Source organism: Janibacter zhangyanbonis (genome assembly GCF_050507325.1).
GTDB lineage: Bacteria > Actinomycetota > Actinomycetes > Actinomycetales > Dermatophilaceae > Janibacter.
This window is the reverse complement of sequence record NZ_CP191481.1, coordinates 679,885-703,021: the sequence shown is the minus strand read 5'-3', so window position 1 is coordinate 703,021 and position 23,137 is coordinate 679,885. Positions and strand designations below refer to the sequence as shown.

The following is a 23,137-nucleotide window of genomic DNA, read 5'->3' as shown; positions in this document are numbered from 1 at the left end:
GGTCGCTGGTTGGCTGGCCCCATGGACATCACGACCCTGATCACGGGACTGCTGGTGGGCCTCGTCGTCGGCGGGCTGCTCGCCTGGCTGGCCGTGCGGGCCAAGGTCGCCGGCCTGCGCGCCGAGCGCGACGGGCTGCGCGAGCAGCTCGAGGGACTGCGTGAGCGCCTCGACGAGCAGGCCCATGCTGCCGACGAGGACGACCGCACCGCGGCCGCGCTGGCGCCCCTCGGCGAGACGCTGCGCCGCGTCTCGGCCAAGGTCGAGCAGCTCGAGCGGGACCGGGTCTCGCAGTTCGCCTCGGTCAGCGAAGCCCTCGGCCGCGTGGAGGACACCACCACCCGGGTGGGTCGCGAGGCCTCCTCCCTCGCCTCGTCGCTGCGGGTGTCGTCCGTGCGTGGCGCCTGGGGCGAGGTCCAGCTGCGCCGGGTCCTCGAGGTGTCGGGCATGATCGCGCGCTGCGACTTCGACGAGCAGGCGCGTGGGGCGACCGCTGCCGAGCGCGAGGTGCGCCCCGACGTCGTCGTCCACCTGCCGGGAGGCAAGCACCTCGTCGTCGACGCCAAGGCACCGATGAGCCACTGGCTGCAGGCGCAGGCCGAGGAGATCGACCCGTCGGAGCACGACCGCCTGCTCGAGGCGCACGCCGCCTCCCTTCGCGCGCACGTGACGACCCTGTCGAGCAAGGCCTACTGGACCGCCTTCGAGCCGTCGCCGGAGATGGTCGTGTGCTTCGTCCCCTCTGACGCGACCCTCGCGGCCGCCCTGTCGCGCGCGCCGGGCCTGCACGAGGAGGCGATGGCCGAGCGGGTCGTGCTGGCCTCCCCCGGCACCCTGCTCGCGCTGCTGCGCACGGTCGCCTATGCCTGGCAGCAGGATGCCGTGACCCGCGACGCCCAGGAGCTGCTCACCGTCGGTCGCGAGCTCTACGCGCGGGTCGGCACCCTCGGCGAGCACGCGACGCGCATGGGCCGCTCGCTCCAGCGCAGCGTCGAGGACTACAACCGGCTCGTCGGCTCGCTCGAGTCGCGGGTACTCGTCAGTGCCCGTCGCATGGGTGAGATCGGCCTGAGCAGCGAGGAGATCGATGAGGTCCCCGCCGTGACGACGACACCGCGGCCGCTCACCGCCCCCGAGCTCCTCGACGTCGTCGCCGACCATCGGCCCGAGCTCGACCTCGACCTCGGTCTGCCGCACCCGCGCGAGCAGGCGGCAGACCTCCGCGAACAGGTGGCACGCTCCCGCGCGCAGGAGGAGGGTGGTCGCACGACATCCCGCGAGGAGGCCTCATGACCGACGCACCCGGTACGCCTGACGCACCCGGTACGCCTGACGGGGGCGCACCCGGCACCGGCACCCCCGCGTGGGAACCACCGCTCACCGGCACCGACGCGGAGCAGATCGTGGCCGCGCTCGACCGGCAGCGCGCGACCTTCCGATGGAAAGCCGATGGACTCGACGCCGCCGGCCTCAGCCAGCGCATCGGCGCGTCCGAGCTGACCCTGGGTGGCCTGCTCAACCACCTCGCCTTCGTGGAGGACCTCTACTCCACGCTCCGGCTCGACGACTCGGCCCTCGACGAGCGCTGGGCCACGATGCGCAGCCAGGAGGCGTGGGAGGCCCACTTCCACCCGACGGACTCGCCCGCCGAGCTCTACGCCCGCTACGACACGACGGTCGCCCGGGCCCGGCAGCGCGTCGCCGATGCGATCGCCGCGGACGGCATCGACCAGCAGGTCACGACGGGCAGCGACGAGACCGGCTGGGCCAACCTGCGCCGCGTGATGCTCGACCTGCTCGAGGAGTACGGCCGGCACACCGGCCAGGCCGACATGCTTCGCGAAGCCCTCGACGGACGCACCGGCGAGGACCCGTCGCCGGACTGGCGCCCGGCCTGGCTCTGAGAGGCCCTCAGACCTCCAACGCCCGCGCGATCGGCACACCGGCCCGGTAGCTCAGGTGCAGGTGGTTGGGCGCCTCCAGCACCGCGAGGTCGGCTCGTGCGCCGACCTCGACCCGACCGATGTCCTCGCGGTGCAGCGCGCGAGCACCACCACGGGTCGCGGCGACGACGGCTTCGCTCGGCGTCAAACCCATCTCTCGCACGGCGAGCGCGATGACGAAGGGCATCGAGCTCGAGTAGCAGGTGCCGGGGTTGCAGTCGCTCGCGAGCGCGATGGAGACCCCCGCGTCGAGGAGCGCCCGCGCGTCCGGCCACGGCGAGCGGGTCGAGAACTCCACGCCGGGCAGCAGCGTCGCCGTCGTCGTCCCGGCCGACTGCACGAGAGCGTCGACGTCGGCGTCCGACAGATAGGTGCAGTGGTCGACGCTCGCGGCACCGAGCTCGCACGCGAGCTGCACCCCGGGCCCGTGGCCGAGCTGGTTGCCGTGGACCCGCAGCCCCAGACCGGCGTCACGCCCGGCGACGAGCACCTCGCGGGACTCCTCCCCGGTGAAGGCGTGCGGCGAGTGCGGCTCGCAGAAGACGTCGACCCACCGGGCATGCGGCGCGCACGCCGCGAGCATCTCCCCCGTGACGAGCGAGACGTAGCCGGCACGGTCCTCCCGGGCCTCGGCGGGCACGACGTGCGCCCCGAGATAGGTCACCTCGTCGGTGACCTCGGCCGCCAGGCGCAGCGCCCGCTCCTCATCGGCGACGGTGAGCCCGTAGCCCGACTTCACCTCGACGGTCGTCGTGCCCTGGGCGCGCATCTCGGCGACGCGTGCGGCGAGGGCAGTGCGCAGCCAGTCATCGCTCGCCTCCCGGGTCGCGGCTACCGACACCCCGATGCCACCGCCGTCGTAGGCCTGCCCGGCCATCCGCGCGGCGAACTCCGCGGACCGGTCGCCCGCGAAGACGAGGTGCGCATGGCTGTCGACGAAACCCGGTGTGACACAACGCCCTTCGAGGTCGACGACCTCGTCCGCGGCGGGCGCGGACGCGGCCGGCCCCACCCAAGCGATGCCTCCGGCGTCGACGACGAGAGCGTGGTCGATGCGGGCGCCGACGCCCCCTTCGCCCGTGCCGTCGCAGGTGACGAGCTCACCGATGTTGGTCACGAGGGTCGACATGCTCAGGCCTCCTGGTGGCGTGGGGTGCTCGCGTGGCGGGTGATGATCCGGTGGACCAGGCGCGCCGCGACCCGCGCGGTGCGCTGGTCGACGTCGAAGCGCGGGTTGAGCTCGGTGACGTCGAGGTGGACGAGCTTGCCGGAGGCGACCACCGCGTCGCACACCGCCTGGATGACGAAGGGGGGAACCCCCAGTGCCGCAGGCGCGCTCACGCCGGGCGCCACGGCAGCCGGCAGCACGTCGAGGTCGATCGTCAGGTAGACCGCGTCGACCCCGGCGAGGAAGTCCTCGACGAAGCGCACCGGCGCGCCGGGCTCCTGACTGTCGTCGTCGAGCAGCCAGCGCACGCCGAGCTCGTCGGCGGTGTCGAAGAGCGTGCCCGTGTTGCTCGTGCGCGAGATGCCGACGACGGCGTAGTCGAAGTCGACGCCCGCCTCGTGGCGGTCGGCCGCGATCTGCCGGAAGGGCGTGCCTGACGTCGGCCGCTCCGCCGCCCGCAGGTCGAAGTGGGCGTCGAGGTTGAGCACACCGAGTCGCGGGCGCGGCCCGAGCCCGAGGTGGCTGCCGTAGGCCGTCTCGTGGCCCCCACCGAGGACGACGGTCAGGTCGGCGCTCTCGCGGGCGGCGGCGATCACCTCGCCGAGGCGACGCTGCCCCCCTTCGAGATCACCGTCGGTGACCGCGACGTCCCCGTGGTCGACGACCGTGAGGTCCTCGTGGACCGCGAGCGAGGCGAGCGCCGCACGCAGCGCGCCGGGCCCCTCGGCGGCGCCGACCCGACCGTGGTTGCGCCGGACCCCTTCGTCGCTCGCGAAGCCGACGAGCGCGACGTCCGTCTGCCGGCCCCGCTCTGGCTCGCTCACGACATTCCAGAAGCGCCGGTGCTCGGGGCCGTCACCGTCACTGCGTCCGCTCCAGGCGAAGGGGGCCACGCTCAGGCCTCCTTCGCGTCCCGGACGACCGGCTCCATCGGCACGCGCACCCCGCGCTCGGCGGCGACCTCCGCGGCCCGCGAGTAGCCGGCGTCGACGTGCCTCAGCACGCCCATGCCGGGGTCGTTGGTGAGCAGTCGGTCGAGCTTCTGCGCCGCGAGGTCGGTGCCGTCGGCGACGCCGACCTGACCGGCGTGGATCGAGCGGCCGATGCCCACGCCACCGCCGTGGTGGATCGACACCCAGGTCGCGCCGGAGCTCGTCGCGGTCAGCGCGTTGAGCAGCGGCCAGTCGGCGATCGCGTCGGAGCCGTCGAGCATCGACTCGGTCTCGCGGTAGGGCGAGGCGACGGACCCGGAGTCGAGGTGGTCGCGGCCGATGACGATCGGTGCCTTGACCTTGCCCTCACGCACGAGCTCGTTGAAGAGCAGGCCCGCCTGGTGCCGCTCGCCGTATCCGAGCCAGCAGATGCGGGCCGGCAGCCCCTCGAACTCGACGAGCTCGCCGGCCGCGTCGAGCCAGCGGTGCAGGTGCTCGTTGTCCGGGAAGAGCTCCTTGAGCGCCGCGTCGGTGACGGCGATGTCCTCGGGGTCACCCGACAGCGCCACCCAGCGGAAGGGCCCGAGCCCCTCGCAGAAGAGCGGCCGGATGTAGGCCGGGACGAAGCCGGGGAACTCGAAGGCGCGCGTGTAGCCGGCGTGCCGGGCCTCGTCGCGGATGCTGTTGCCGTAGTCGAAGACCTCGGCGCCCTCGTCCTGGAACTCGACCATCGCCTGGACCTGCGCGGCCATCGACTCGCGGGACTTCTTCGTGAAGCCCTCCGGGTCGGCCTCGGACTCGCGCTGCCACTCGTCGAGCGCGACCTCCGCGGGCAGGTAGCTCAGCGGGTCGTGCGCGCTCGTCTGGTCGGTGACGACGTCGACCTCGACCTCGCCGGCGCGGTGACGGCGCAGGATCTCGGGGAAGACCTCGGCGGCATTGCCGACGAGACCGACGGACAGGGCGCGGCGCTCCCCCTTCGCCTCCATGACCTTGGCCAGGGCGACCTCGAGATCGGTCTCGACCTCGTCGAGGTAGCGCTTGGACTGGCGCCGGCGCAGCCGCGTCTCGTCGACGTCGACGATGAGGCAGGCGCCGCCGTTGAGCGTGACGGCCAGCGGTTGCGCGCCGCCCATGCCGCCGCAGCCGCCGGTGAGGGTCAGGGTGCCGGCAAGCGTGCCTCCGAACCGCTTGCGCGCGACCGCGGCGAAGGTCTCGTAGGTGCCCTGGAGGATCCCCTGGGTGGCGATGTAGATCCACGACCCGGCGGTCATCTGGCCGTACATCATCAGGCCCTCGGCCTCGAGCTTGCGGAACTCCGGCCACGTGGCCCAGTCACCGACGAGATTGGAGTTGGCGAGGAGCACGCGCGGCGCCCACGGGTTGGTCCGCAGCACGCCGACCGGCTTGCCCGACTGCACGAGCAGGGTCTCGTCGTCGGCGAGGTCGGTCAGCGTCTCGACGATCGCGTCGAAGGCCTCCCACGACCGCGCGGCCCGGCCGGTGCCGCCGTAGACGACGAGGTCGTCGGGGCGCTCGGCGACCTCGGGGTCGAGGTTGTTCATCAGCATCCGCAGCGGCGCCTCGGTCTGCCAGCTGCGGGCGGTCAGGTCGGTGCCTCGGGGGGCACGCACGGGACGGGCTCCGTCCATGGTGATCACTTGCTCCTTCAGTTGAGCGGACCGGTGACCGACTGGGCGGCCGCGAGGACCGACCCGTCGACGACGGCGAGGTGGGCGGCGGTGAGGTCGGGCGAGGTGAAGCGGTCCGGGCCGGGTCCGGTCTGGCCGTGCTCGGCGAGGGCGTCGATGACGGCACCCGTCGCCGGCGCAGGACGAAGGGGGGCGCGCAGCGCGATCCCCCGCGCGGCGGTGTGCAGCTCGATGGCGATGACCCGGGCGAGCGCGTCGACGCTGCGGCGCAGCTTGCGGGCGGCACCCCAGCCCATCGAGACGTGGTCCTCCTGCATGGCGCTGCTCGGGATCGAGTCGACGCTGGCGGGGGTGGCCAGGCGCTTCATCTCCGAGACCATCCCGGCGGCGGTGTACTGCGCGATCATCAGACCGGAGTCGGTGCCGGGGTCGTCAGCGAGGAAGGGCGGCAGCCCGTTGGACCGCTTGACGTCGAGGAAGCGGTCGGTGCGCCGCTCGCTCATGCTCGCGACGTCGGCGGCGACGATCGCGAGGAAGTCGAGGACGTAGGCCACGGGCGCCCCGTGGAAGTTGCCGTTGGACTCCACGCGCCCGTCGAGGGTGACGACGGGGTTGTCGATGGCCGAGGCGAGCTCGTGGCCGGCGATCGTCGCGGCGTGCTCGACGGTGTCGCGGGCGCCACCGTGCACCTGCGGCGCGCAGCGAAGGGAGTAGGCGTCCTGGACCCGTGTGCAGGCGGCCGGGTCGCGGTGGCTGTCACGGATCGGGCTGTCGGCGAGCACCGCGCGCATGTTTGCGGCCGAGAGCGCCTGGCCGGGCTGGGGGCGCAGCGCCTGCAGGTCGGCGGCGAAGACGTCGTCGGTGCCGAGCAGGCCCTCGACGCTCATCGCGGTGGCGATGTCGGCGGTGGCGAGCAGTCGGCGCAGGTCGTGGACGGCGAGGCACAGCATGCCGAGCATGCCGTCGGTGCCGTTGATGAGGGCCAGGCCCTCCTTCTCGTGGAGCTCGACGGGCGTCAGGCCGGCGTCGGCGAGCGCGCCTGCGGCGTCGACCTCGTCGCCGCCGTCGACGCGCACGCGGCCCTCTCCCATGAGCGTGAGCGCGCAGTGGCTGAGCGGCGAGAGGTCGCCGGAGCAGCCGAGCGAGCCGTACTCGTGGACGGCCGGCGTGATCCGCTGCTGCAGCAGGGCGAGGTAGAGGCGCAGCGTCTCCTCGCGGATGCCGGTGCGGCCGGTCGCGAGCGTCTGCACACGCAGCAGCATGAGCGCGCGCACGACCTCCTCCTCGACCTCGGCGCCCGCGCCGGCGGCGTGGCTGCGCACGAGCGAGCGCTGCAGCTGGGCGCGCTTCTCATGGGGGATGTGGGTCGTGGCGAGCGCGCCGAACCCGGTCGAGACGCCGTAGTGGGCGACGGTGTCCTCCGCGAGGCCCTCGATGACGGTGCGCGCGGCCCGCACCCGCTCCCAGGCGCCGACGCTGATCTCGACGGGGGCGTGGTGGCGGGCGACGGCGACGACCTCGTCGATGGTGAGGGGCCGGTCGCCGAGGACGACGGTGGTGGTGTCGGTGCTCATGGGTCCATGCAACCCCCCTTCGCCCCGGCTCGTGAGGCCCGCGCAGGCGATAGTGTCTCGGATACAAGACAGGAGCCCCATGCCCAATGCCACCTCCGCCGGTCACGCCCTGCGCGCGCTGACCCACCTCGCGAGCCGGGCCGAGCCGATCCCCGCTGCGCACCTCGCGCGAGCCCTCGACCTGCCGCGCAGCAGCACCTACCACCTGCTCGCGGTGCTCGTGGAGCACGGCTACGTCGTGCACTACGCGGAGGAACGCACCTATGGCATCGGCGCCGCGGTGCACGAGCTCGGCGCCGGCTACCAACGCCAGGACCCGCTGCAGCGGCTCGCCCGGCCCCTCGTCGAGCGCCTCGTCGACGCGACGACCCACAACGCCCACCTCGCGGTGCTCTCGGGTCGCGACGTCCTCTACGTCATCGAGGAACGTGCCGCGGGACGCCCTTCGCTCGTCACGGACGTCGGGGTGCGGCTGCCGGCGACGCTCACCGCGAGCGGCCTGGCGATGCTCGCCGCGCTCCCCCGGCGGCAGGTCACCGCGCTCTACCCGTCGGCAGCGGTCATGGTCGGGGGTGGTCCGGCGACCCCGTCGGCGCTGCGCCGGCTCCTCGTCGACGTGCGCGCTCGTGGCCACGCCGTCGAGGCGGGCAGCGTCTCGCCCGACCTGTCATCCGTCGCCTCGGCCGTCCTCGACCGCGACGGTCACCCCGTGGCCGCCGTGGCGGTCACCTATCGCACCGCCGACGTCGACGAAGGGGGCGCCGCCCACCTCGCGCAGGCGGCCGCCGACACCGCCGCGCGGATCAGCCAGCGGCTCTAGCCGCTCCCTGAGGAGGCCGCCCGCGGACGTCTCGAAGGGCTAGTGCAGCTGGCCCGCGTCGCCGAGCGCGCCGGCGTCGTGCTTCATCTGGTCGCTCATGCCGGCGGCCTTGAGGTCGCGGCGCAGCTCCTTGGGCAGCGCGAAGAGGAGCGACTCCTCGGCCGCGGTCACCGGCTGAGGCTCGCCGTAGCCACGCTCGGCGAGGAAGTCGAGGACCCCGCGCACGAGGATCTCGGGGACCGAGGCACCGGAGGTGACGCCGACGGTGCGCACGCCGTCGAGCCAGGACTCGTCGATCTCGTCGGCGTAGTCGACGAGGTGCCCGTCGCGCGAGCCGTGCTCGATGGCGACCTCGACGAGGCGCACCGAGTTGGACGAGTTGCGCGAGCCGACGACGATCATCAGGTCGCAGTCCTTGGCCATCTGCTTGACGGCGAGCTGACGGTTCTGCGTCGCGTAGCAGATGTCGTCGGACGGCGGGTCCTGCAGCTTGGGGAACTTCTCGCGCAGCCGGCGCACCGTCTCCATCGTCTCGTCGACCGACAGGGTGGTCTGCGACAGCCACACGACCTTGTCGGGGTCACGGACCTCGACGTTGGCGACGTCGTCGGGGCCCTCGACGAGGGTGATGTGCTCGGGCGCCTCGCCGGAGGTGCCGATGACCTCCTCGTGCCCCTCGTGACCGATGAGCAGGATGTCGAAGTCGTCGTCGGCGAAGCGCACGGCCTCGCGGTGCACCTTGGTGACGAGGGGGCAGGTCGCGTCGATCGTCTTGAGGCTGAGGGCCTTGGCCTCGTCGTGCACGACCGGGGCGACACCGTGCGCCGAGAAGACGACGGTCGCACCCTCAGGGACCTCGTCGGTCTCCTCGACGAAGATCGCGCCGCGCTTCTCGAGAGTCGTCACGACGTGCTTGTTGTGCACGATCTCCTTGCGCACGTAGACAGGGGGACCGTAGAGCTCGAGGGCCTTCTCGACCGTCACGACGGCCCGGTCGACGCCGGCGCAGTAGCCGCGGGGGGCGGCGAGCAGGACGCGCTTGGCGTCCTGCGGGGCGTCGGTCTCGGCGGGAGGGGTCACGCTCGTCGTCATGCCACCCATCGTAGGTGAGTGGGCTGGACGGCCCCTGATCGTGGCCCATCCCACGGCCGGGGGCCGGTGTCAATGGGCAGATCCGACCGGTATCGGGCGCCGTCGTCGCCGGCCGACACTGGCGGGGACCTCGTCGACGACGACGAGGCTCTCGGGAGGAACCACCATGCACACGCTCGACCCCCTTCGACCACTGCGCGTCGGCACGGCCCTGCTCGCCGCCCTCGCGCTCGTCCTCGCCGCCCTCGCCCTCGCGCCACCGGCCGGGGCCGCCACCCAGCACTGCACCGACCACACGACCGCGACGAAGATCGACGCCGACCTCGCCGGGCCGACGACCGTGACCGTCACCGACACCCGCACCGGCGACCCGATCGACGTCGTCGTGACCATCACCGGGACGAGCTTCACCCTCGCCAGCGGCGACCCCGACCTCACCCTCGAGGACGCCTCGTGGTGCCTGAAGTCCGCCGCCCTCGCGCACGACGGCACCGGCACCTCCGGCGTCAGCAGCAGCACCAACAAGCAGGGCAGGACCCAGGACATCTCCTACCTCGTCCTCTACTCGGTGACCACCACCGACCCGACGCCGGTGACGCCGTGCAATGCCTCGACCTCGTCCGGCGGCGCGGGGGTCACGACCACCGTCCACGGCATCGGGCCTGCGGGCCCGACCTCCTTCCTCTTCGAGTGGGAGGCCTATGGCGTACCTGACCAGTTCCAGGTCTTCTACGAGGGTGCCCTGATCCACGACACCGGTGTCGTCGGCGACGACATCAACGAAGGCACCGGCTCGGCCACGCTCACCCTGCCCGCGGGGACGAGCACGGAGGTGACCGTCGTCGTCACCGGCCCCGACGGCACGGCGTGGGACTACCGCGTCAACTGCCCGGCCGGTACCACCGCTCCCTGACCCACCCACGGGCACACGCTCCCTTCGCCCCGGACCCCGGCTCGCGCCTGGCCGCGAGCCGGGGTCCGGCCGTCGGCACGGGCTGCTTGACTGTGGGCCGTGAGCACCCCCCTTCCCGACAAGGCAGCCGACACCACGGCCGAGCAGCCGTGGCCGGTGCGCCTGCTGAGCATGAAGATCGCCGACTACGTCGACAAGATGTCGGTGACCTGGGTCGAGGGTCAGGTCGTGCAGCTGACCCGGCGGCCGGGGGCGCGCACCGCCTGGCTGACCCTGCGCGACCCCGACGTCGACATGTCGCTGTCGTGCATGGTGCGGGTCACCGCGCTCGACGCGATGGCCGCGCCGCTCGGCGAGGGCGCGCGGGTCGTCGTGCAGGCCAAGCCGAGCTACTGGACCCAGCGCGGGTCGCTGTCCATGGACGTCCGACAGATCCGACCGGTCGGCGTCGGTGAGCTGCTCGCCCGCATCGAGTACCTCAAGCAGCACCTGCGCTCCGAGGGGCTCTTCGAGGCCTCGCGCAAGCGACCGCTGCCCTTCCTCCCCCGCCGCGTCGGCCTCGTCTGCGGCCGCGCGAGCGCCGCCGAGCGTGACGTGGTCGAAAATGCGCGGCGCCGCTGGCCGGGCCTGCCCTTCGAGATCCGTCAGGTCGCCGTGCAGGGACCGACCGCGGTGACCGAGGTGACCGCGGCCGTCGCCGAGCTCGACGCCGTCGACGAGGTCGACGTCATCGTCGTCGCCCGCGGCGGTGGGTCGGTCGAGGACCTGCTGCCCTTCAGCAACGAGACGATGGTGCGCGCCGTCGCCGACGCGCGCACCCCGGTCGTCAGCGCCATCGGCCACGACGTCGACAGCCCCCTGCTCGACCTCGTCGCCGACGTGCGCGCCTCCACCCCCACCGACGCCGCGAAGCTCATCTGCCCCGACGCCGCCCAGGAACGCGCCGGGGTCGTCGACGCCCGCACCCGGGCCCGAGCCGCGCTCGCCGGCCTCGTCGAGCGCGAACGCCGTGGCCTGGTCCACCTGACGAGCCGGCCGGTGCTCACCGACCGCACCGCCTTCGTCCGGGCGCAGCGCGAGGTCGTCACCTCCCTGCGGCGGCGGGCCCACGGCCGGGTCGAGGCGCTGCTGCACCGCGAGCGCGACCGCATCGGCCACCTGCGGTCGCAGGCGAGGGTCCTCTCCCCCGCCTCCACCCTCGAGCGCGGCTATGCCATCGTCCAGCGGCCCGAAGGGGAGGTCGTCGCCTCCCGCGCCGCCCTCGCCGTCGACGACCTGCTGCGGGTGACCGTGGCCGACGGCGACTTCGCCGTGCGGGTCACGGACTCCTGACGGCAGCCCCGCCTACAGTGGTCGCCATGGCCACCGACCCGCAGCCCGAGCAGGAGCAGCCCGACGTCGCCGACCTGTCCTACGAGGAGGCGCGCCAGGAGCTCATCGAGCTCGTCGCCCGGCTCGAAGGGGGTCAGGCCGGTCTCGAGGAGTCGATGCGGCTGTGGGAGCGGGGCGAGGCCCTCGCCGCCCACTGCGAGGCATGGCTCGACAAGGCCGAGGCGAGCCTGGGGTCGCAGGACACGACCGACGAGTGAGCGGGCTGCCGTGACCGGGCGCCTGCACCGCGTCGCGATGGGGCTTCTCGTCGCCGACGGCTGCGTGCTGTTGGCGCACCGGCACCCCCGTCGTCAGCACTACCCCGACTGCTGGGACGGGGTGGGCGGTCACATCGAGGCCGGCGAGTCACCCGAGGAGGCGCTCGTGCGCGAGTGCCGTGAGGAGATCGGCGTGACCGTCACCCGGTGGCGCGCGCTCGACCCGCCGGTGGTGCGGCTCGGCGACGACCTGGAGCTGCACACCTTCGTCGTCGACGGCTGGCAGGGCACGCCGGCCAACCTCGAGCCCGAGGAGCACGACGACCTCGCCTGGTGGCAGCTCGACGAGATCAGCGGGCTCCACCTCGCCCACTCCGGTCTGGTCCCGCTCGTCACCACGGCGTTGGGCCGCTGAGCGAGGGACCTCTCAGGACGTCATGAGGACGGCGACGCGCTCGGGCTCGCACTGCCGCCGGGCTTCGTCACCTTCGCGGGGGTCAGGTGCTCGGCGAAGGCCTGCAGCTGCTCCCAGCTGCCCGTGCCGGTGACGAGGGTCGTCAGCTCCCCCTTCGCGTCGGGGACGTTGACGAGGCTGCGCTGGACCTTGCCCTCGCGGTCACGCTTGGCCCACTCGCGACCGTCGGAGGTCTCGACGGTGCCGACGGGGCGACCGTTGTTGGTCTGCGTGTCGATCCAGGCCTGGCCGGGGTCGACCGCCTGCTGCACGGAGACGAACTCGCCGTCGGGGGTCGTGTAGCCGGCATTCCACACCATGACGCCGCCCTTGGAGCGCACGTAGCGCACGCTCGTCGCGGTCCACCCGTCGGGCAACTGGTCCGCGTAGGCGAAGGGCTCACCCGCCTCGGCGGCGCGGTACTCCGCGGCGGCGGAGACGTCGACGGCCTGCGGCGTGACGCTGTTGGGGCGCCCGGTGACGAGGAAGAGGGCGAGCGCGAGCCCGACGATGACGACCATCGAGCGAACCATGTTGGCGCTCGTGCCCTTGGCGTAGTGGCTCGCGCCGCGTGCGGGGACCCCCTGCTGGGCGGCGAGCTCCTCGGGGGTCGACTCGCGATCGGGAGCCGACGAGGAGGGGGTCGCGGCCTGGTCGCCGGGGGCTGAGCTCATGCCTTCCATGGTCGCACGCGCCACAGCGCGGCCCTGACACCTGTCGGCGGCCCGGCCGATAGGCTCGGCCCGACGACCAGCCGTATCTGAGGAGAAGCATGAGCCAGGCCCAGACGTCCACCCCGAGCGCCGGGGTGATGCACCCCGACCGCAACCTCGCGATGGAGCTCGTGCGGGTCACCGAGGCCGCCGCCCTCGCCGGGGGCCGGTGGGTGGGTCGCGGCGACAAGAACACCGCCGACGGCGCCGCCGTCGACGCGATGCGCTCGATGATCTCCAGCGTCCAGATGCGCGGCGTCGTCATCATCGGCGAGGGCGAGAAGGACGAGGCCCCGATGCTCTTCAACGGCGAGGAGGTCGGCGACGGCACCGGCCCCGCCTGCGACGTCGCGGTCGACCCCATCGACGGCACGACACTGACGGCGAAGGGGATGACCAATGCGGTCTCCGTCCTCGCCGTCGCCGACCGGGGCACGATGTACGACCCCAGCGCCGTCTTCTACATGGACAAGCTCGTCACCGGGCCCGAGGCCGCCGACGTCGTCGACATCCGCCTGCCGGTGAAGGAGAACATCAAGCGCATCGCCAAGGCCAAGGGCCAGCAGCCCGAGGACGTCACGGTCGTCATGCTCGACCGCCCGCGGCACACCGACCTCGCCGACGAGGTCCGCGCCGCCGGGGCGCGGATCCGCTTCATCTCCGACGGCGACGTCGCGGGCGCGATCATGGCCGCCCGCCCGGACACCGGCATCGACCTGCTGCTCGGCGTCGGCGGCACCCCCGAGGGCATCATCACCGCCTGCGCGATCAAGTGCCTCGGCGGAGTCATCCAGGGCCGCTTGTGGCCCCGCGACGACGAGGAGCGCCAGCACGCGGTCGGCGCCGGCCACGACCTCGACCAGGTCCTCACGACCGACGACCTCGTCCAGACCGACAACTGCTACTTCGTCGCGACGGGCATCACCGACGGCGAGCTGCTGCGCGGCGTGCGCTACCGCGCCGGCGGCGCGACGACCCACTCGCTCGTCATGCGCAGCAAGTCGGGCACGATCCGCACCGTCGAGGCGCACCACAACCTGACGAAGGTCCAGCGCGTCTCCCCCTACCCGACCGCCTGACCCGACTGGTCCCGTGCCCCGCCGCCGCCGCTCCGCACCGCCCGCCCCGACGCTCGTCATCGGCGAGTCGCTCGTCGACGTCGTCGTCGGGGCGGACGGGCAGCGCAGCGAGCACGTCGGCGGCAGCCCCCTCAACGTCGCCGTCGGGTTGACCCGCCTCGACCACCCGGTGACGCTCGCGACCCACTTCGGCCGCGACGCCCGGGGGGCCGCGATCGGCGAGCACCTCGCCGCGGCCGGCGTCGCCCTCGTCCCGGGCAGCGACCGCGCCCGGGACACCTCGATCGCCACGGCGACCCTCGACGGGAGCGGCGCGGCGACCTACACCTTCGACCTCGACTGGCGCCTGCCCGAGCTGCCCGAGGTCGGTGGCCACGTGCACACCGGCTCCCTCGGCGCCCTGCTGCGCCCCGGTGGCGTCGACGTCCTCTCCGCGATGACCGGTGCCGCGCGCGCCCACACGATCTCCTACGACCCCAACTGCCGACCGGACCTCATGCCCGACCGCGACGCCGCCCGGGCCGAGATCGAGCGCCGCATCGCGGTGAGCGATGTCGTCAAGGCGAGCGACGAGGACATCGCCTGGCTCGCCGGCCGCCCGCTCGACCACAACGAGATCGCCGACGTGCTGCGCTCTTGGCGAGACCTCGGGCCCGCGCTCGCCGTGTGCACGCTGGGCGCCGCCGGGGCCCTGGCGATCCTCCCTTCGGGCCGCCGCATCCAGCTGCGCGCTCCCCGCGTCGACGTCGTCGACACCGTGGGTGCCGGCGACTCCTTCATGGCGGGCCTGCTCTCCGGCTTGCTCGACGCCGGCCTCCTCGGCGGGGCCGAGCCCAAGGCCCGCCTGCGCAAGGCCCGTGGCCGGGTCGTCTCCGCGGCCATCGAGCGCGCTGTCGACGCCGCCGCGCGCACCGTCGCCCACGCCGGGGCACACGCACCGAGCCGCGCCGACCTGGGGGTCGACGCGGCTCGATAGGCCTTCGGGACGGCGCCGACGCGTCGCCCGTCAGCCCTGCTCGTCAGCCGGTGGTGACGGACTCCGCCTCGCGGGCCCGGGCCCGCTCGAGCGCGCGCTGCCGGTCCTCCTCGGACTGGTGGGCGATCTCCGCGGCCTTCGCGTCGTCACGGGTGAGGCAGTCGCCGGTCTCCGGGTCGAAGACGTGCATGAGGGCGGGGTCGAAGACAAAGTTGCCGTCGTCCCCCTCACGCACCCGCGAGCGGGGGTCGAGGTTGATGACCATCTGGGTGCGCATACCCTCGCCGTCGAGCTCCTTGTCGAGCTCGTCGAGCTTGTGCTTGACGTCGCCCTCGACGGCGAAGGGGATGTAGGCGTACTGCTCGTTGCCCAGCCACTCCGTCTGGTCGACCGGTGCCGCGAAGCGCACGCCGCCGGCGGGCACGTCGCCGAGGTCGGCGTCCTTGATGTGCTCGGGGCGGATGCCGACGATGAGCAGGTCCTTGCCCCCGGCGCGCTCGCGCACGGCCTGCGGCATCGGCACCCGGCAGAAGGGCAGCTGCAGCTCGTCGCCGTGGACCTCCGCGGGCAGGAAGTTCATCGGCGGCGTGCCGATGAAGCCCGCGACGAAGAGGTTGACCGGCTGGTCGTAGAGCTCGCGCGGACTGGCGCACTGCTGCAGGACGCCCTTCTTGAGCACCGACACCCGGTCGCCGAGGGTGAGCGCCTCGGTCTGGTCGTGGGTGACGTAGATCGTCGTCGTGCCCATGCGGCGCTGCATGCGGGCGATCTCGGTGCGCATCTGGCCGCGCAGCTTGGCGTCGAGGTTCGACAGCGGCTCGTCGAAGAGGAAGGCGTCGGCGTCGCGGACGATCGCCCGGCCCATCGCGACGCGCTGCCGCTGACCACCGGAGAGGTTCGCCGGCTTGCGGTCGAGGTGCTCGTCGAGCTCGAGCATCGAGCTGGCCATGCGCACCTTGCTGTCGATGTCGGTGTCGCTGTGCTTCCCCTTCGACAGGCGAAGGGGGAAGGCGATGTTCTCGTACACGCTCAGGTGCGGGTAGAGGGCATAGTTCTGGAAGACCATCGACAGGTTGCGGTCCTTGGGCGAGAGGTCGTTGACCCGCTTGCCGTCGATGAGCAGCTCGCCGCTCGTGATGTCCTCGAGCCCGACGACCATCCGCAGGAGCGTGGACTTCCCGCAGCCGGAGGGGCCGACGAAGATCATGAACTCGCCGTCCTTGATGTCCAGGCTCACGTCGTTGACCGCGGGGAAGCCGTCGCCGTACTTCTTGACGATGTTGTTGAGGGTGATCTCAGCCATGGGGTGTTCTCCAGTTCTGTGAAGGCGGGGGTCAGCCCTTGACGGCGCCCGAGGTCAGGCCGGCGACGATCCGGCGCTGGAAGATCAGCACGAGGATGACGACCGGGATGGTGACGACGACCGAGGCCGCCATGATCGCGCCCGTCGGCTGCTCGAACTGGCTGGCACCGGTGAAGAAGGCGAGCGCGGCGGGGACCGTGCGGGCCTGGTCGGAGGTCAGCGAGATCGCGAAGACGAAGTCGTTCCAGGCGGTGAAGAAGGTGATGATCGCGGTCGTGAAAACGCCCGGCGTCGCGAGCGGGATGATCACCTTGCGGAAGGCCTGCCAGCTCGTCGCGCCGTCGACCTGCGCCGCCTGCTCCATCTCCCACGGGATCTGCTGGAAGAAGGCCGACATCGTCCAGATCGACAGCGGCAGGGTGAGCGCGAGGTAGGGGATGATCAGGCCGGGGATGGTGTCGAAGAGACCGATCCGGCTCCACACGTCGAAGAGCGGCGTGACCATCGCGACGACCGGGAAGAAGCTGACCGCGAGGGCGGTCGTGAGGATCATCTTCTTGCCCTTGAACTCCAGCCGCGAGATCGCGTAGGCGCAGAACATCGCGAGCACGACGGAGATGAGCGTCGCGAGCAGGCAGACGATGAGCGAGTTGCGCAGCGCCGGCATGAAGAGGTCGCTCGCGCCGCCGGTGAAGATCAGCCGGTAGTTGTCGAGCGTCGGGTCCTTCGGCCAGAAGTTGCCGAGGTAGGCCTTGTCGGGGTTGGCCAGGTCGCTCGCGCTCTTCAGCGAGAGCGAGAGCATCCACAGCAGCGGCAGCACGGTCCAGATCATGATCGGGATCGCGAGGACGCTCCAGATGCCGGTGCCCTTGGCGGATTCCTTCGCCATGTCAGCTCCTCCCCTGCGTCAGGTCGACCTTGAAGCCCTTGACGAAGAGCGCCGCGATGATCAGCACGCAGATGAAGAGGATCACCGACAGCGCCGACCCGAGCCCGATCTCCGTCCGGTCGATGGTCTGGCGGTAGATGAGGCCGGAGAGGGAGTTCGTCCCGTTGGCACCGCCGGTCATGATGAAGATGTTGTCGAAGATGCGGAAGGCGTCGAGGGTGCGGAAGAGCACCGCGACCATGATCGCCGGCTTCATGTTCGGCAGGATCACCTTCGTCAGCACCTGCATCCACGAGGCGCCGTCGACCTTGGCCGCCTCCTCCATCGAGGTGTCGACCTGGGCCAGGCCGGCGAGGAGCAGCAGCGACATGAAGGGCGTCGTCTTCCAGATCTCAGAGAGGCAGATGACGAAGATCGAGGGCCAGAAGCTGCCGAACCAGTCGTAGTTGTCGCTCACGCCCGGCAGCCAGCTCGTCCAGCGGTTCACGAAGCCGGTGTCCGTCTGGTACATGAAGAGCCAGGTGAAACCCGAGACGACCGTGATGATCGAGTACGGGATGAGCACGATCGTGCGCAGCGTGCGCCGCGGGATGACGATCCGGTGCATCACCAGGGCGATGATGAAGCCGAGGACCAGCTCGACGACGACGGTGATGACGGTGATGAGGACCGTCGCCGCCATCGCGCTCCAGAAGACCGAGTCGCCGAAGGAGACGACGTAGTTGTTGAGCCCGACGAACTCGCGGTTGTCGGGGTCGGTGAGCCGGTACTTGAAGAAGCTGTTCCAGATGGCCTGCAGGATCGGGTAGGCCGTGACGAGCAGCATGACGACGAAGGCCGGCATCGCGAGCTTCCAGCCGAGCCGCTGCTCGGCCCGGGCCCGGTCGGACAGCCGGGGCGCTCCCCCCTTCGCCGTCGTCGTGGTGTCGGTGGTGGCGCTCACAGCAACGCATCCCCCTTCAGGACGTCCTCGAGCAGCGTCGTCGCCTGCTTCGGGGTGGAGCCCGGGGCGACCGACCCGGGCGGGCTGTACTCACGCTGGATGCCCGAGGAGACGTCGCCGTAGTACTGCGTCAGCGGGCGCGGGCCGCTGGAGTCGAGGGACTGGCGGATGAGGGCCGCCATCGGGAAGTCCTTCTTGACGTCGGCGTCGTCGTAGACGGCCTTGCGCGCGGCGGGGTTGCCGGTGCCGAGCATGTAGGCCTTCTGGCTCTCCTTCGAGGTGAGGCACTCGACGGCCTCCCACGCCTGCTCCTGCTTCGACGAGGACTGGGCGACGCCCATCTCGATGCCGCCGAGCGGGGGCTTGGACTCCGTGCCCTCGGTCGTCTGCGGGTAGCGGGTCCAGGCGAGGTCCTTCATCCAATCGACCTCTGCGCCCTTGAGCGCGGCGTAGACGTAGGGCCAGTTGACCATGAAGCCGGCCTGCTCGTTCTGGAACATGTCGAGCGTCGTCGTCTCGTCGGTCGAGCCCATCGCCGGGCCGCCGACGCCCTCGTCGCTGACCTTCTGGATGATCTCGGCGGCCTTCTTGCCGCCCTCGGACTCGAGGCCGAACTTCAGCTCCGGCCCGTCGGCCCCGGGGTTCTCGACGATGTGGTCGCCGCCGCCCTCGACGAGCGCGTTGATCCACACCATGTAGCCCTCGTAGCGCGAGGCCTGGACGCCGACGTTGCTGTCGGTCTTCTTCGCCGCGTCGATGACCTGGTCCCAGGTGACCGGCTTGGTCATGTCGAGACCGGCCTTCTGCGCCACCGACTTGCGGTACCAGAGCAGCTGGGTGTTGGCCCAGAAGGGCGCCGCGTAGAGCTCGTCCTTCCACGTCGCGTTGGTGATCGCCGGGTCGACGACGTCGTCGGTGAAGGTCGACTGCTTGTCCTCGGGCACCGGCGCGAGGTAGCCGGCCTCGGCGAACTCGGCGACGAAGACCGGGTCGATCGACATGATGTCGACGCCCTTGTCGTTCGACGCCAGGCGCCGCAGCAGCTGCTGGCGCTGGTCGCTCGCGCTGTTGGGCAGCAGCTGGATGCCGATCGTGTAGCGGCCGTCGGAGGCGTCGGAGCACTCCTTGGCCAGCTGCGCCTGCCCGCCTCCGGCCGGGTCGGAGCCACCGCCGTCGGGGTTGATGTACCAGGTCAGGTGGGTGGTCCCGCCTGACGAGCTGTCGTTGCCGCAGGCCGCCAGTCCGAGGCTCGCGGCCGTGGCCGCAGCCGCCACGAAGGCGATCCGACGTCGTCGTCGACTCTCCACGTCGTTCCTTTCGTCCGCAGGGGCGGCGTGGACCGGCGCCCGACGCTGCCTCCTAGTCATGTGTCTACACCCCCGCTGCGCCCTGCGTCACGCAAGCGGGCCGACGACTTGGGCCACGGGCTGATTCGTGACCACCCGGGGTCGGTCGCCAACGTGACCGACAGCGCGCGGACGGCCGTCGAAGGGAGGTCACGCGCAGGTCTACTGTGCAAGGGACCCCACGAAAGGTGCACCCATGACCGACCCCACCACGACCGCCGGCGACTCCCCCTTCGCCGATCTGATCGCCGCCAACCAGGCCTTCGCCGACGACTTCACCCTCGGCGGCTTCGACGGCATCGCCAAGGCAGGCGTTGCCATCGTCACCTGCATGGACAGCCGCATCGACCCGCTCGGCATGCTCGGGCTCAAGCCGGGCGACGCGAAGATCTTCCGCAACCCCGGTGGCCGCGTCACGGCCGCCGCGCTCGAGGCCCTCGTCCTCGGGGTGCACCTGCTCAACGTCAACCGCGTGCTCGTCATCCCGCACACCCGGTGCGCGATGACCAGCTCGACCGAGGTCGAGCTGCGGCAGAAGGTCGGAGAGTCCGCCGGGCAGGACGCCTCGTGGCAGGGCTTCCACGTCGTCACCGACCAGCTGGGCTCCCTGCGTCAGGACGTCTCGGCCGTCCGCTCGCACCCCCTCATCGCCGAGCGCGCGTCCGTCGGCGGCTTCGTCTACGACGTCGACACCGGGCTGATCAGCCAGCACTACTGAGGCCCCCCGCCGGGACACCCGGGGTCGGTGACGGCGGTCACTCCCGCAGTGCCACCATGGGCGCATGACCACCGTCACCGAACCCACCCCGACGTCTGACGCCGTCGCCGCACCCTGGGCGAGCGAGCAGATGATCACCTGCCACGACGACCGCGTCGGACTGCGTGCCGTCATCGCAATCGACGACACGACCCTCGGTCCCGGCTTCGGAGGGGTGCGCTACCGCGCCTATCCCTCGACCGAGGCCGCCGCGCGCGAGGCCCAGCGCCTCGCCGCCGCAATGACCCTCAAGCACGCACTCGCCGAGCTGCCCTACGGCGGCGCCAAGTCCGTCGTCGTGCTCGACGGCGAGCCCGCTGCCCCCGGCTCTCCCGAGCGCCGGGCGCTCTTCGCCCGCTTCGGCGAGATGATCGCCCGCACCGCCGGCTTCTACGTGCCCGGCGTCGACATGGGCACCCTGCTGGAGGACATGCAGACGATCCGCGACGACGGCCACGCCCGCGCCTTCTGCGACGAGGTGAGCCCCTCCCCCTTCACCGCCCGCGGCGTCTACGCGGCGATGCGGGCCGCGGCGGTCCACCACCACGGCGAAGGGGGTCTGTCCGGTCTGCGCGTCGTCGTCCAGGGCGTCGGCAGCGTCGGCGAGGAGGTCGCCCGCCTCGCGCACCGTGACGGCGCCCGCGTCACCGTCGCCGACATCGACACCGCCCGCGCGAGCGCCCTCGCCACCGAGCTCGGCGGCGACATGGTGCCGACGCAGGATGCCCCCTTCGCCGAGGCCGACGTCTTCGCCCCCTGCGCCATCGCCCGGGTCGTCACCCGCGAGGCGATCCACCGGATCCCGGCGCGGATCATCGCCGGCGCGGCCAACGACACCCTCGACACCCCCGACTGCGCCGAGGCGCTGCAGGCGGCGGGCATCACCTTCGTCCCCGACTTCGTCGCCAACGCCGGCGGCGTCATCCAGGTCCACGGCGGCGTCGCCGGCTGGTCCGACGACGAGACCCTCGCCGCGATCGACCGGATCGGCGAGCGGGTCACCGGCCTGCTCGAGACCGCCGAGGCGGAGGGCATCACGCCCCTCGAGGCCGCGCTGCGCCGCGCGGACGCCGCGCTCGGGCGCACGGTGCCGCGATGATCGGCGGCGCGGGCACGGAGCCGGGCACCGAGGTGCCGCGCGACCCGCAGGAGGCGGTGCAGCGCTACTACGCACTCGTCGACGCGGGTGACGTGCCCGGTGTCGTGGGGTGCTTCGCGGCGGAGGCGGTCTACCACCGGCCGGGCTACCCGCCGATGGTCGGGCACGCGGCCCTGACCGACTTCTACGCCGGTGAGCGGGTCATCGCCGACGGCCGGCACGAGCTCGACGAGGTCGTCACGCAGGGGCGTCGCGTCGCCGTCCACGGTCGCTTCGTCGGCACGCTCAAGGACGGCAGCGCCGCGAGCGTCGGCTTCGCCGACTTCTGGGTGCTCGACGAGACCGGCCGGGCCCTGACCCGCCGGACCTTCTTCGACTCCCCCGCCGTCTGACCCTGCAAAACCCTAGGGTCCTGCAGGGTTGGACCTGCAGGACCCTAGGGTTTTGCGGAGTTAGGGGGCGGCGTCAGAGGGCCAGGCGCTCCTTGACGACGACGGACAAGCGCTCGGCGGACTCCTGGGCCCGCTCGTGGGTGGCGGCCTCGACCATGACGCGCACGACCGGCTCGGTGCCGGACTTGCGCAGCAGGACGCGGCCCTCGTCGGCGAGCGCGGCCTCGGTCTCGGCGACCGCGGCCCGCACGCCCTCGTCGCCGTCGACGCGGTGCTTGTCGACGCCCTTGACGTTGATGAGCACCTGCGGCATCCGGGTCATCGCACCGGCGAGCTCGGCCATCGAGCGGCCGGTCTCGGCGACCCGCGCCGCGAGCATGAGGCCGGTGAGGACCCCGTCTCCGGTCGTCGCGTGCTCCTGGAGGATGACGTGGCCGGACTGCTCGCCACCGAGGGAGTAGCCGCCCTTGCGCATCTCCTCGAGGACGTAGCGATCGCCGACGCCGGCCTGCACGACGTGGATGCCGGCGGCCTCCATCGCCCGGATGAGACCGAGGTTGCTCATGACCGTCGCGACGAGGGTGTCCTGCGCGAGCTCGCCGTGCTCCTTGAGCGCCAGCGCGAGGATCGCCATGATCTGGTCGCCGTCCACCTCGTTGCCCGTGGCGTCGACGGCCAGGCAACGGTCGGCGTCGCCGTCGTGCGCGATGCCGAGGTCGGCGCCGTGCTCGACGACCGCGGCGCGCAGGCCCTCGATGTGCGTCGAGCCGACGCCGTCGTTGATGTTGAGCCCGTCGGGGCGGGCCCCGATGACGTGCACCTCGGCGCCGGCGAGGCGGAAGGCCTCGGGCGAGACCTGGCTCGCCGCGCCGTGGGCGCAGTCGAGGACGATCGTCAGGCCGTCGAGGCGCTGCTCGACCGCGTCGAGCAGGTGCCGCACGTAGCGGGCGCCGGCGTCCTCCATCGGGGTGACCCGACCGACGTCGATGCCGGTGGGCCGGTCGGGGGTGTCGTCGAGAGCCGCCTCGATGGCGTCCTCGACGGCGTCGGGGAGCTTGTGGCCCCCCTTCGCGAAGAACTTGATGCCGTTGTCCGGCATGGCGTTGTGCGATGCCGAGAGCATGACGCCGAAGTCGGCGTGCACCTCGGCGGTGAGGAAGGCGACGGCCGGCGTCGGCACCACACCCGCGTCGAGGACGTCGATGCCGCTGCTCGCGAGCCCGGCGACGACCGCGGCGGAGAGGAACTCGCCCGAGGCGCGCGGGTCGCGGCCGACGACCGCCACGGGGCGGTGGCCCTGCAGGCCCTCGGGGTCACGCAGGACGCGGGCGGCGGCCTGGGCGAGCGAGAGGGCGAGGTCTGCGGTGATGACCTCGCCGTTGGCGAGGCCGCGAACACCGTCGGTGCCGAAGAGTCGGGACATGTGCGTGCTGAACCTTCCGTGGGGGGCCCGTCGCATGACACACGAGAGACGGGCTCGTGCGACGATACCCGCTGGTTAGG

General features: G+C 72.1%; 23 protein-coding genes. 12 read left to right on the top strand and 11 right to left on the bottom strand.

The genetic code is table 11. The annotated features are described in order from the left end of the window. Positions 1–21 precede the first annotated feature (21 nt). Both ACQBJO_RS03530 and ACQBJO_RS03525 read left to right on the top strand, forming a co-directional pair. A complete protein-coding gene (locus ACQBJO_RS03530; RefSeq protein WP_421007152.1) occupies positions 22–1,293 on the top strand; it encodes a DNA recombination protein RmuC in 1,272 nt (423 codons plus the stop codon). Continuing rightward, positions 1,290–1,904: a DUF664 domain-containing protein gene (locus ACQBJO_RS03525; protein WP_421007153.1), complete on the top strand. Its 615-nt coding sequence runs from the start codon at positions 1,290–1,292 to the stop codon at positions 1,902–1,904. The genes ACQBJO_RS03530 and ACQBJO_RS03525 overlap by 4 nt, the downstream gene beginning before the upstream one ends. A gap of 7 nt (positions 1,905–1,911) precedes the next feature. Here the strand turns inward: ACQBJO_RS03525 and hutI are convergent, their stop codons facing one another. Genes hutI through hutH form a run of 4 tightly spaced genes read right to left on the bottom strand, consistent with a single transcriptional unit; the run spans position 1,912 to position 7,269 of the window. Beyond that, entirely contained in the window at positions 1,912–3,072 is a 1,161-nt protein-coding gene (gene hutI, locus ACQBJO_RS03520) for an imidazolonepropionase (protein WP_421007154.1), read from the bottom strand. 2 nt (positions 3,073–3,074) lie between these two features. Further along, positions 3,075–4,004: a formimidoylglutamase gene (gene hutG / locus ACQBJO_RS03515; RefSeq protein ID WP_421007155.1), complete on the bottom strand. Its 930-nt coding sequence runs from the start codon at positions 4,002–4,004 to the stop codon at positions 3,075–3,077. Positions 4,005–4,006: 2 nt separating this feature from the next. Further along, a complete protein-coding gene (hutU, locus tag ACQBJO_RS03510; protein WP_421007274.1) occupies positions 4,007–5,701 on the bottom strand; it encodes a urocanate hydratase in 1,695 nt (564 codons plus the stop codon). An 11-nt stretch (positions 5,702–5,712) separates the two neighbouring features. Continuing rightward, a complete protein-coding gene (hutH, locus tag ACQBJO_RS03505; protein ID WP_421007156.1) occupies positions 5,713–7,269 on the bottom strand; it encodes a histidine ammonia-lyase in 1,557 nt (518 codons plus the stop codon). Between the two features lie 79 nt (positions 7,270–7,348). Between hutH and ACQBJO_RS03500 the strand changes: the two genes are divergently transcribed. Then, positions 7,349–8,089 carry an IclR family transcriptional regulator gene (locus tag ACQBJO_RS03500; RefSeq protein ID WP_421007157.1) on the top strand — a complete coding sequence of 247 codons (741 nt, stop codon included), beginning with the start codon at positions 7,349–7,351 and terminating at the stop codon, positions 8,087–8,089. A 39-nt stretch (positions 8,090–8,128) separates the two neighbouring features. On the opposite strand, the gene ACQBJO_RS03495 is transcribed toward ACQBJO_RS03500, so the two are convergent. Then, positions 8,129–9,181: a 4-hydroxy-3-methylbut-2-enyl diphosphate reductase gene (locus ACQBJO_RS03495; RefSeq protein ID WP_255185399.1), complete on the bottom strand. Its 1,053-nt coding sequence runs from the start codon at positions 9,179–9,181 to the stop codon at positions 8,129–8,131. A 166-nt stretch (positions 9,182–9,347) separates the two neighbouring features. On the opposite strand from ACQBJO_RS03495, the gene ACQBJO_RS03490 reads away from it, so the two are divergent. From ACQBJO_RS03490 to ACQBJO_RS03475, 4 genes are all read left to right on the top strand, one after another. Further along, a complete protein-coding gene (locus ACQBJO_RS03490) occupies positions 9,348–10,094 on the top strand; it encodes a hypothetical protein (protein ID WP_421007158.1) in 747 nt (248 codons plus the stop codon). Positions 10,095–10,193: 99 nt separating this feature from the next. Next, positions 10,194–11,426, top strand: a complete 1,233-nt coding sequence (xseA, locus tag ACQBJO_RS03485) for an exodeoxyribonuclease VII large subunit (protein WP_255185397.1) — start codon at positions 10,194–10,196, stop codon at positions 11,424–11,426. A gap of 26 nt (positions 11,427–11,452) precedes the next feature. Continuing rightward, positions 11,453–11,683 carry an exodeoxyribonuclease VII small subunit gene (locus ACQBJO_RS03480; protein ID WP_255185396.1) on the top strand — a complete coding sequence of 77 codons (231 nt, stop codon included), beginning with the start codon at positions 11,453–11,455 and terminating at the stop codon, positions 11,681–11,683. 10 nt (positions 11,684–11,693) lie between these two features. Then, the gene (locus tag ACQBJO_RS03475; protein WP_255185395.1) at positions 11,694–12,098 is read left to right on the top strand and encodes an NUDIX hydrolase; all 405 of its coding nucleotides are present in this window, start codon (positions 11,694–11,696) and stop codon (positions 12,096–12,098) included. A gap of 20 nt (positions 12,099–12,118) precedes the next feature. Here the strand turns inward: ACQBJO_RS03475 and ACQBJO_RS03470 are convergent, their stop codons facing one another. Further along, a complete protein-coding gene (locus tag ACQBJO_RS03470; RefSeq protein ID WP_255185394.1) occupies positions 12,119–12,811 on the bottom strand; it encodes a DUF4245 domain-containing protein in 693 nt (230 codons plus the stop codon). A gap of 98 nt (positions 12,812–12,909) precedes the next feature. Between ACQBJO_RS03470 and glpX the strand changes: the two genes are divergently transcribed. Next, a complete protein-coding gene (gene glpX, locus ACQBJO_RS03465; protein WP_255185393.1) occupies positions 12,910–13,929 on the top strand; it encodes a class II fructose-bisphosphatase in 1,020 nt (339 codons plus the stop codon). A gap of 13 nt (positions 13,930–13,942) precedes the next feature. Continuing rightward, positions 13,943–14,905, top strand: coding sequence for a PfkB family carbohydrate kinase (locus ACQBJO_RS03460; protein WP_421007159.1), 963 nt, complete (start codon positions 13,943–13,945; stop codon positions 14,903–14,905). Positions 14,906–14,948: 43 nt separating this feature from the next. On the opposite strand, the gene ACQBJO_RS03455 is transcribed toward ACQBJO_RS03460, so the two are convergent. From ACQBJO_RS03455 to ACQBJO_RS03440, 4 genes are read right to left on the bottom strand one after another with little or no spacing between them, the layout of a single operon-like run. Continuing rightward, positions 14,949–16,208 carry an ABC transporter ATP-binding protein gene (locus ACQBJO_RS03455; RefSeq protein WP_255185391.1) on the bottom strand — a complete coding sequence of 420 codons (1,260 nt, stop codon included), beginning with the start codon at positions 16,206–16,208 and terminating at the stop codon, positions 14,949–14,951. 31 nt (positions 16,209–16,239) lie between these two features. Beyond that, positions 16,240–17,097: a carbohydrate ABC transporter permease gene (locus ACQBJO_RS03450; RefSeq protein WP_255185390.1), complete on the bottom strand. Its 858-nt coding sequence runs from the start codon at positions 17,095–17,097 to the stop codon at positions 16,240–16,242. A 1-nt stretch (position 17,098) separates the two neighbouring features. After that, the gene (locus ACQBJO_RS03445) at positions 17,099–18,040 is read right to left on the bottom strand and encodes a carbohydrate ABC transporter permease (RefSeq protein ID WP_421007160.1); all 942 of its coding nucleotides are present in this window, start codon (positions 18,038–18,040) and stop codon (positions 17,099–17,101) included. Then, positions 18,037–19,347: an extracellular solute-binding protein gene (locus ACQBJO_RS03440; protein ID WP_421007161.1), complete on the bottom strand. Its 1,311-nt coding sequence runs from the start codon at positions 19,345–19,347 to the stop codon at positions 18,037–18,039. The genes ACQBJO_RS03445 and ACQBJO_RS03440 overlap by 4 nt, the downstream gene beginning before the upstream one ends. A 235-nt stretch (positions 19,348–19,582) precedes the next feature. Here ACQBJO_RS03440 and ACQBJO_RS03435 point away from each other — a divergent pair, with 235 nt between their 5' ends. The 3 genes from ACQBJO_RS03435 to ACQBJO_RS03425 all read left to right on the top strand — a co-directional run bounded on the left by ACQBJO_RS03435 (position 19,583) and on the right by ACQBJO_RS03425 (position 21,634). Further along, the gene (locus ACQBJO_RS03435; RefSeq protein WP_421007162.1) at positions 19,583–20,104 is read left to right on the top strand and encodes a beta-class carbonic anhydrase; all 522 of its coding nucleotides are present in this window, start codon (positions 19,583–19,585) and stop codon (positions 20,102–20,104) included. Positions 20,105–20,168: 64 nt separating this feature from the next. Continuing rightward, the gene (locus ACQBJO_RS03430) at positions 20,169–21,242 is read left to right on the top strand and encodes a Glu/Leu/Phe/Val dehydrogenase dimerization domain-containing protein (protein WP_421007163.1); all 1,074 of its coding nucleotides are present in this window, start codon (positions 20,169–20,171) and stop codon (positions 21,240–21,242) included. Further along, positions 21,239–21,634: a nuclear transport factor 2 family protein gene (locus tag ACQBJO_RS03425; RefSeq protein WP_421007164.1), complete on the top strand. Its 396-nt coding sequence runs from the start codon at positions 21,239–21,241 to the stop codon at positions 21,632–21,634. The genes ACQBJO_RS03430 and ACQBJO_RS03425 overlap by 4 nt, the downstream gene beginning before the upstream one ends. Before the next feature lie 73 nt (positions 21,635–21,707). Here ACQBJO_RS03425 and glmM read toward each other — a convergent pair whose 3' ends face one another. Further along, a complete protein-coding gene (gene glmM, locus ACQBJO_RS03420; protein ID WP_421007165.1) occupies positions 21,708–23,057 on the bottom strand; it encodes a phosphoglucosamine mutase in 1,350 nt (449 codons plus the stop codon). Between the last annotated feature and the right edge of the window lie 80 nt (positions 23,058–23,137).

Bases quoted from the DNA above. Each gene is read 5' to 3' on its own strand.
- ACQBJO_RS03530 (WP_421007152.1), top strand. From the start codon at position 22: ATGGACATCACGACCCTGATCACGGGACTGCTGGTGGGCCTCGTCGTC.
- ACQBJO_RS03525 (WP_421007153.1), top strand. From the start codon at position 1,290: ATGACCGACGCACCCGGTACGCCTGACGCACCCGGTACGCCTGACGGG.
- hutI (WP_421007154.1), bottom strand. From the start codon at position 3,072: ATGTCGACCCTCGTGACCAACATCGGTGAGCTCGTCACCTGCGACGGC.
- hutH (WP_421007156.1), bottom strand. From the start codon at position 7,269: ATGAGCACCGACACCACCACCGTCGTCCTCGGCGACCGGCCCCTCACC.
- ACQBJO_RS03500 (WP_421007157.1), top strand. From the start codon at position 7,349: ATGCCCAATGCCACCTCCGCCGGTCACGCCCTGCGCGCGCTGACCCAC.
- ACQBJO_RS03495 (WP_255185399.1), bottom strand. From the start codon at position 9,181: ATGACGACGAGCGTGACCCCTCCCGCCGAGACCGACGCCCCGCAGGAC.
- ACQBJO_RS03490 (WP_421007158.1), top strand. From the start codon at position 9,348: ATGCACACGCTCGACCCCCTTCGACCACTGCGCGTCGGCACGGCCCTG.
- ACQBJO_RS03480 (WP_255185396.1), top strand. From the start codon at position 11,453: ATGGCCACCGACCCGCAGCCCGAGCAGGAGCAGCCCGACGTCGCCGAC.
- ACQBJO_RS03470 (WP_255185394.1), bottom strand. From the start codon at position 12,811: ATGAGCTCAGCCCCCGGCGACCAGGCCGCGACCCCCTCCTCGTCGGCT.
- glpX (WP_255185393.1), top strand. From the start codon at position 12,910: ATGAGCCAGGCCCAGACGTCCACCCCGAGCGCCGGGGTGATGCACCCC.
- ACQBJO_RS03455 (WP_255185391.1), bottom strand. From the start codon at position 16,208: ATGGCTGAGATCACCCTCAACAACATCGTCAAGAAGTACGGCGACGGC.
- ACQBJO_RS03450 (WP_255185390.1), bottom strand. From the start codon at position 17,097: ATGGCGAAGGAATCCGCCAAGGGCACCGGCATCTGGAGCGTCCTCGCG.
- ACQBJO_RS03435 (WP_421007162.1), top strand. From the start codon at position 19,583: ATGACCGACCCCACCACGACCGCCGGCGACTCCCCCTTCGCCGATCTG.
- ACQBJO_RS03430 (WP_421007163.1), top strand. From the start codon at position 20,169: ATGACCACCGTCACCGAACCCACCCCGACGTCTGACGCCGTCGCCGCA.
- ACQBJO_RS03425 (WP_421007164.1), top strand. From the start codon at position 21,239: ATGATCGGCGGCGCGGGCACGGAGCCGGGCACCGAGGTGCCGCGCGAC.
- glmM (WP_421007165.1), bottom strand. From the start codon at position 23,057: ATGTCCCGACTCTTCGGCACCGACGGTGTTCGCGGCCTCGCCAACGGC.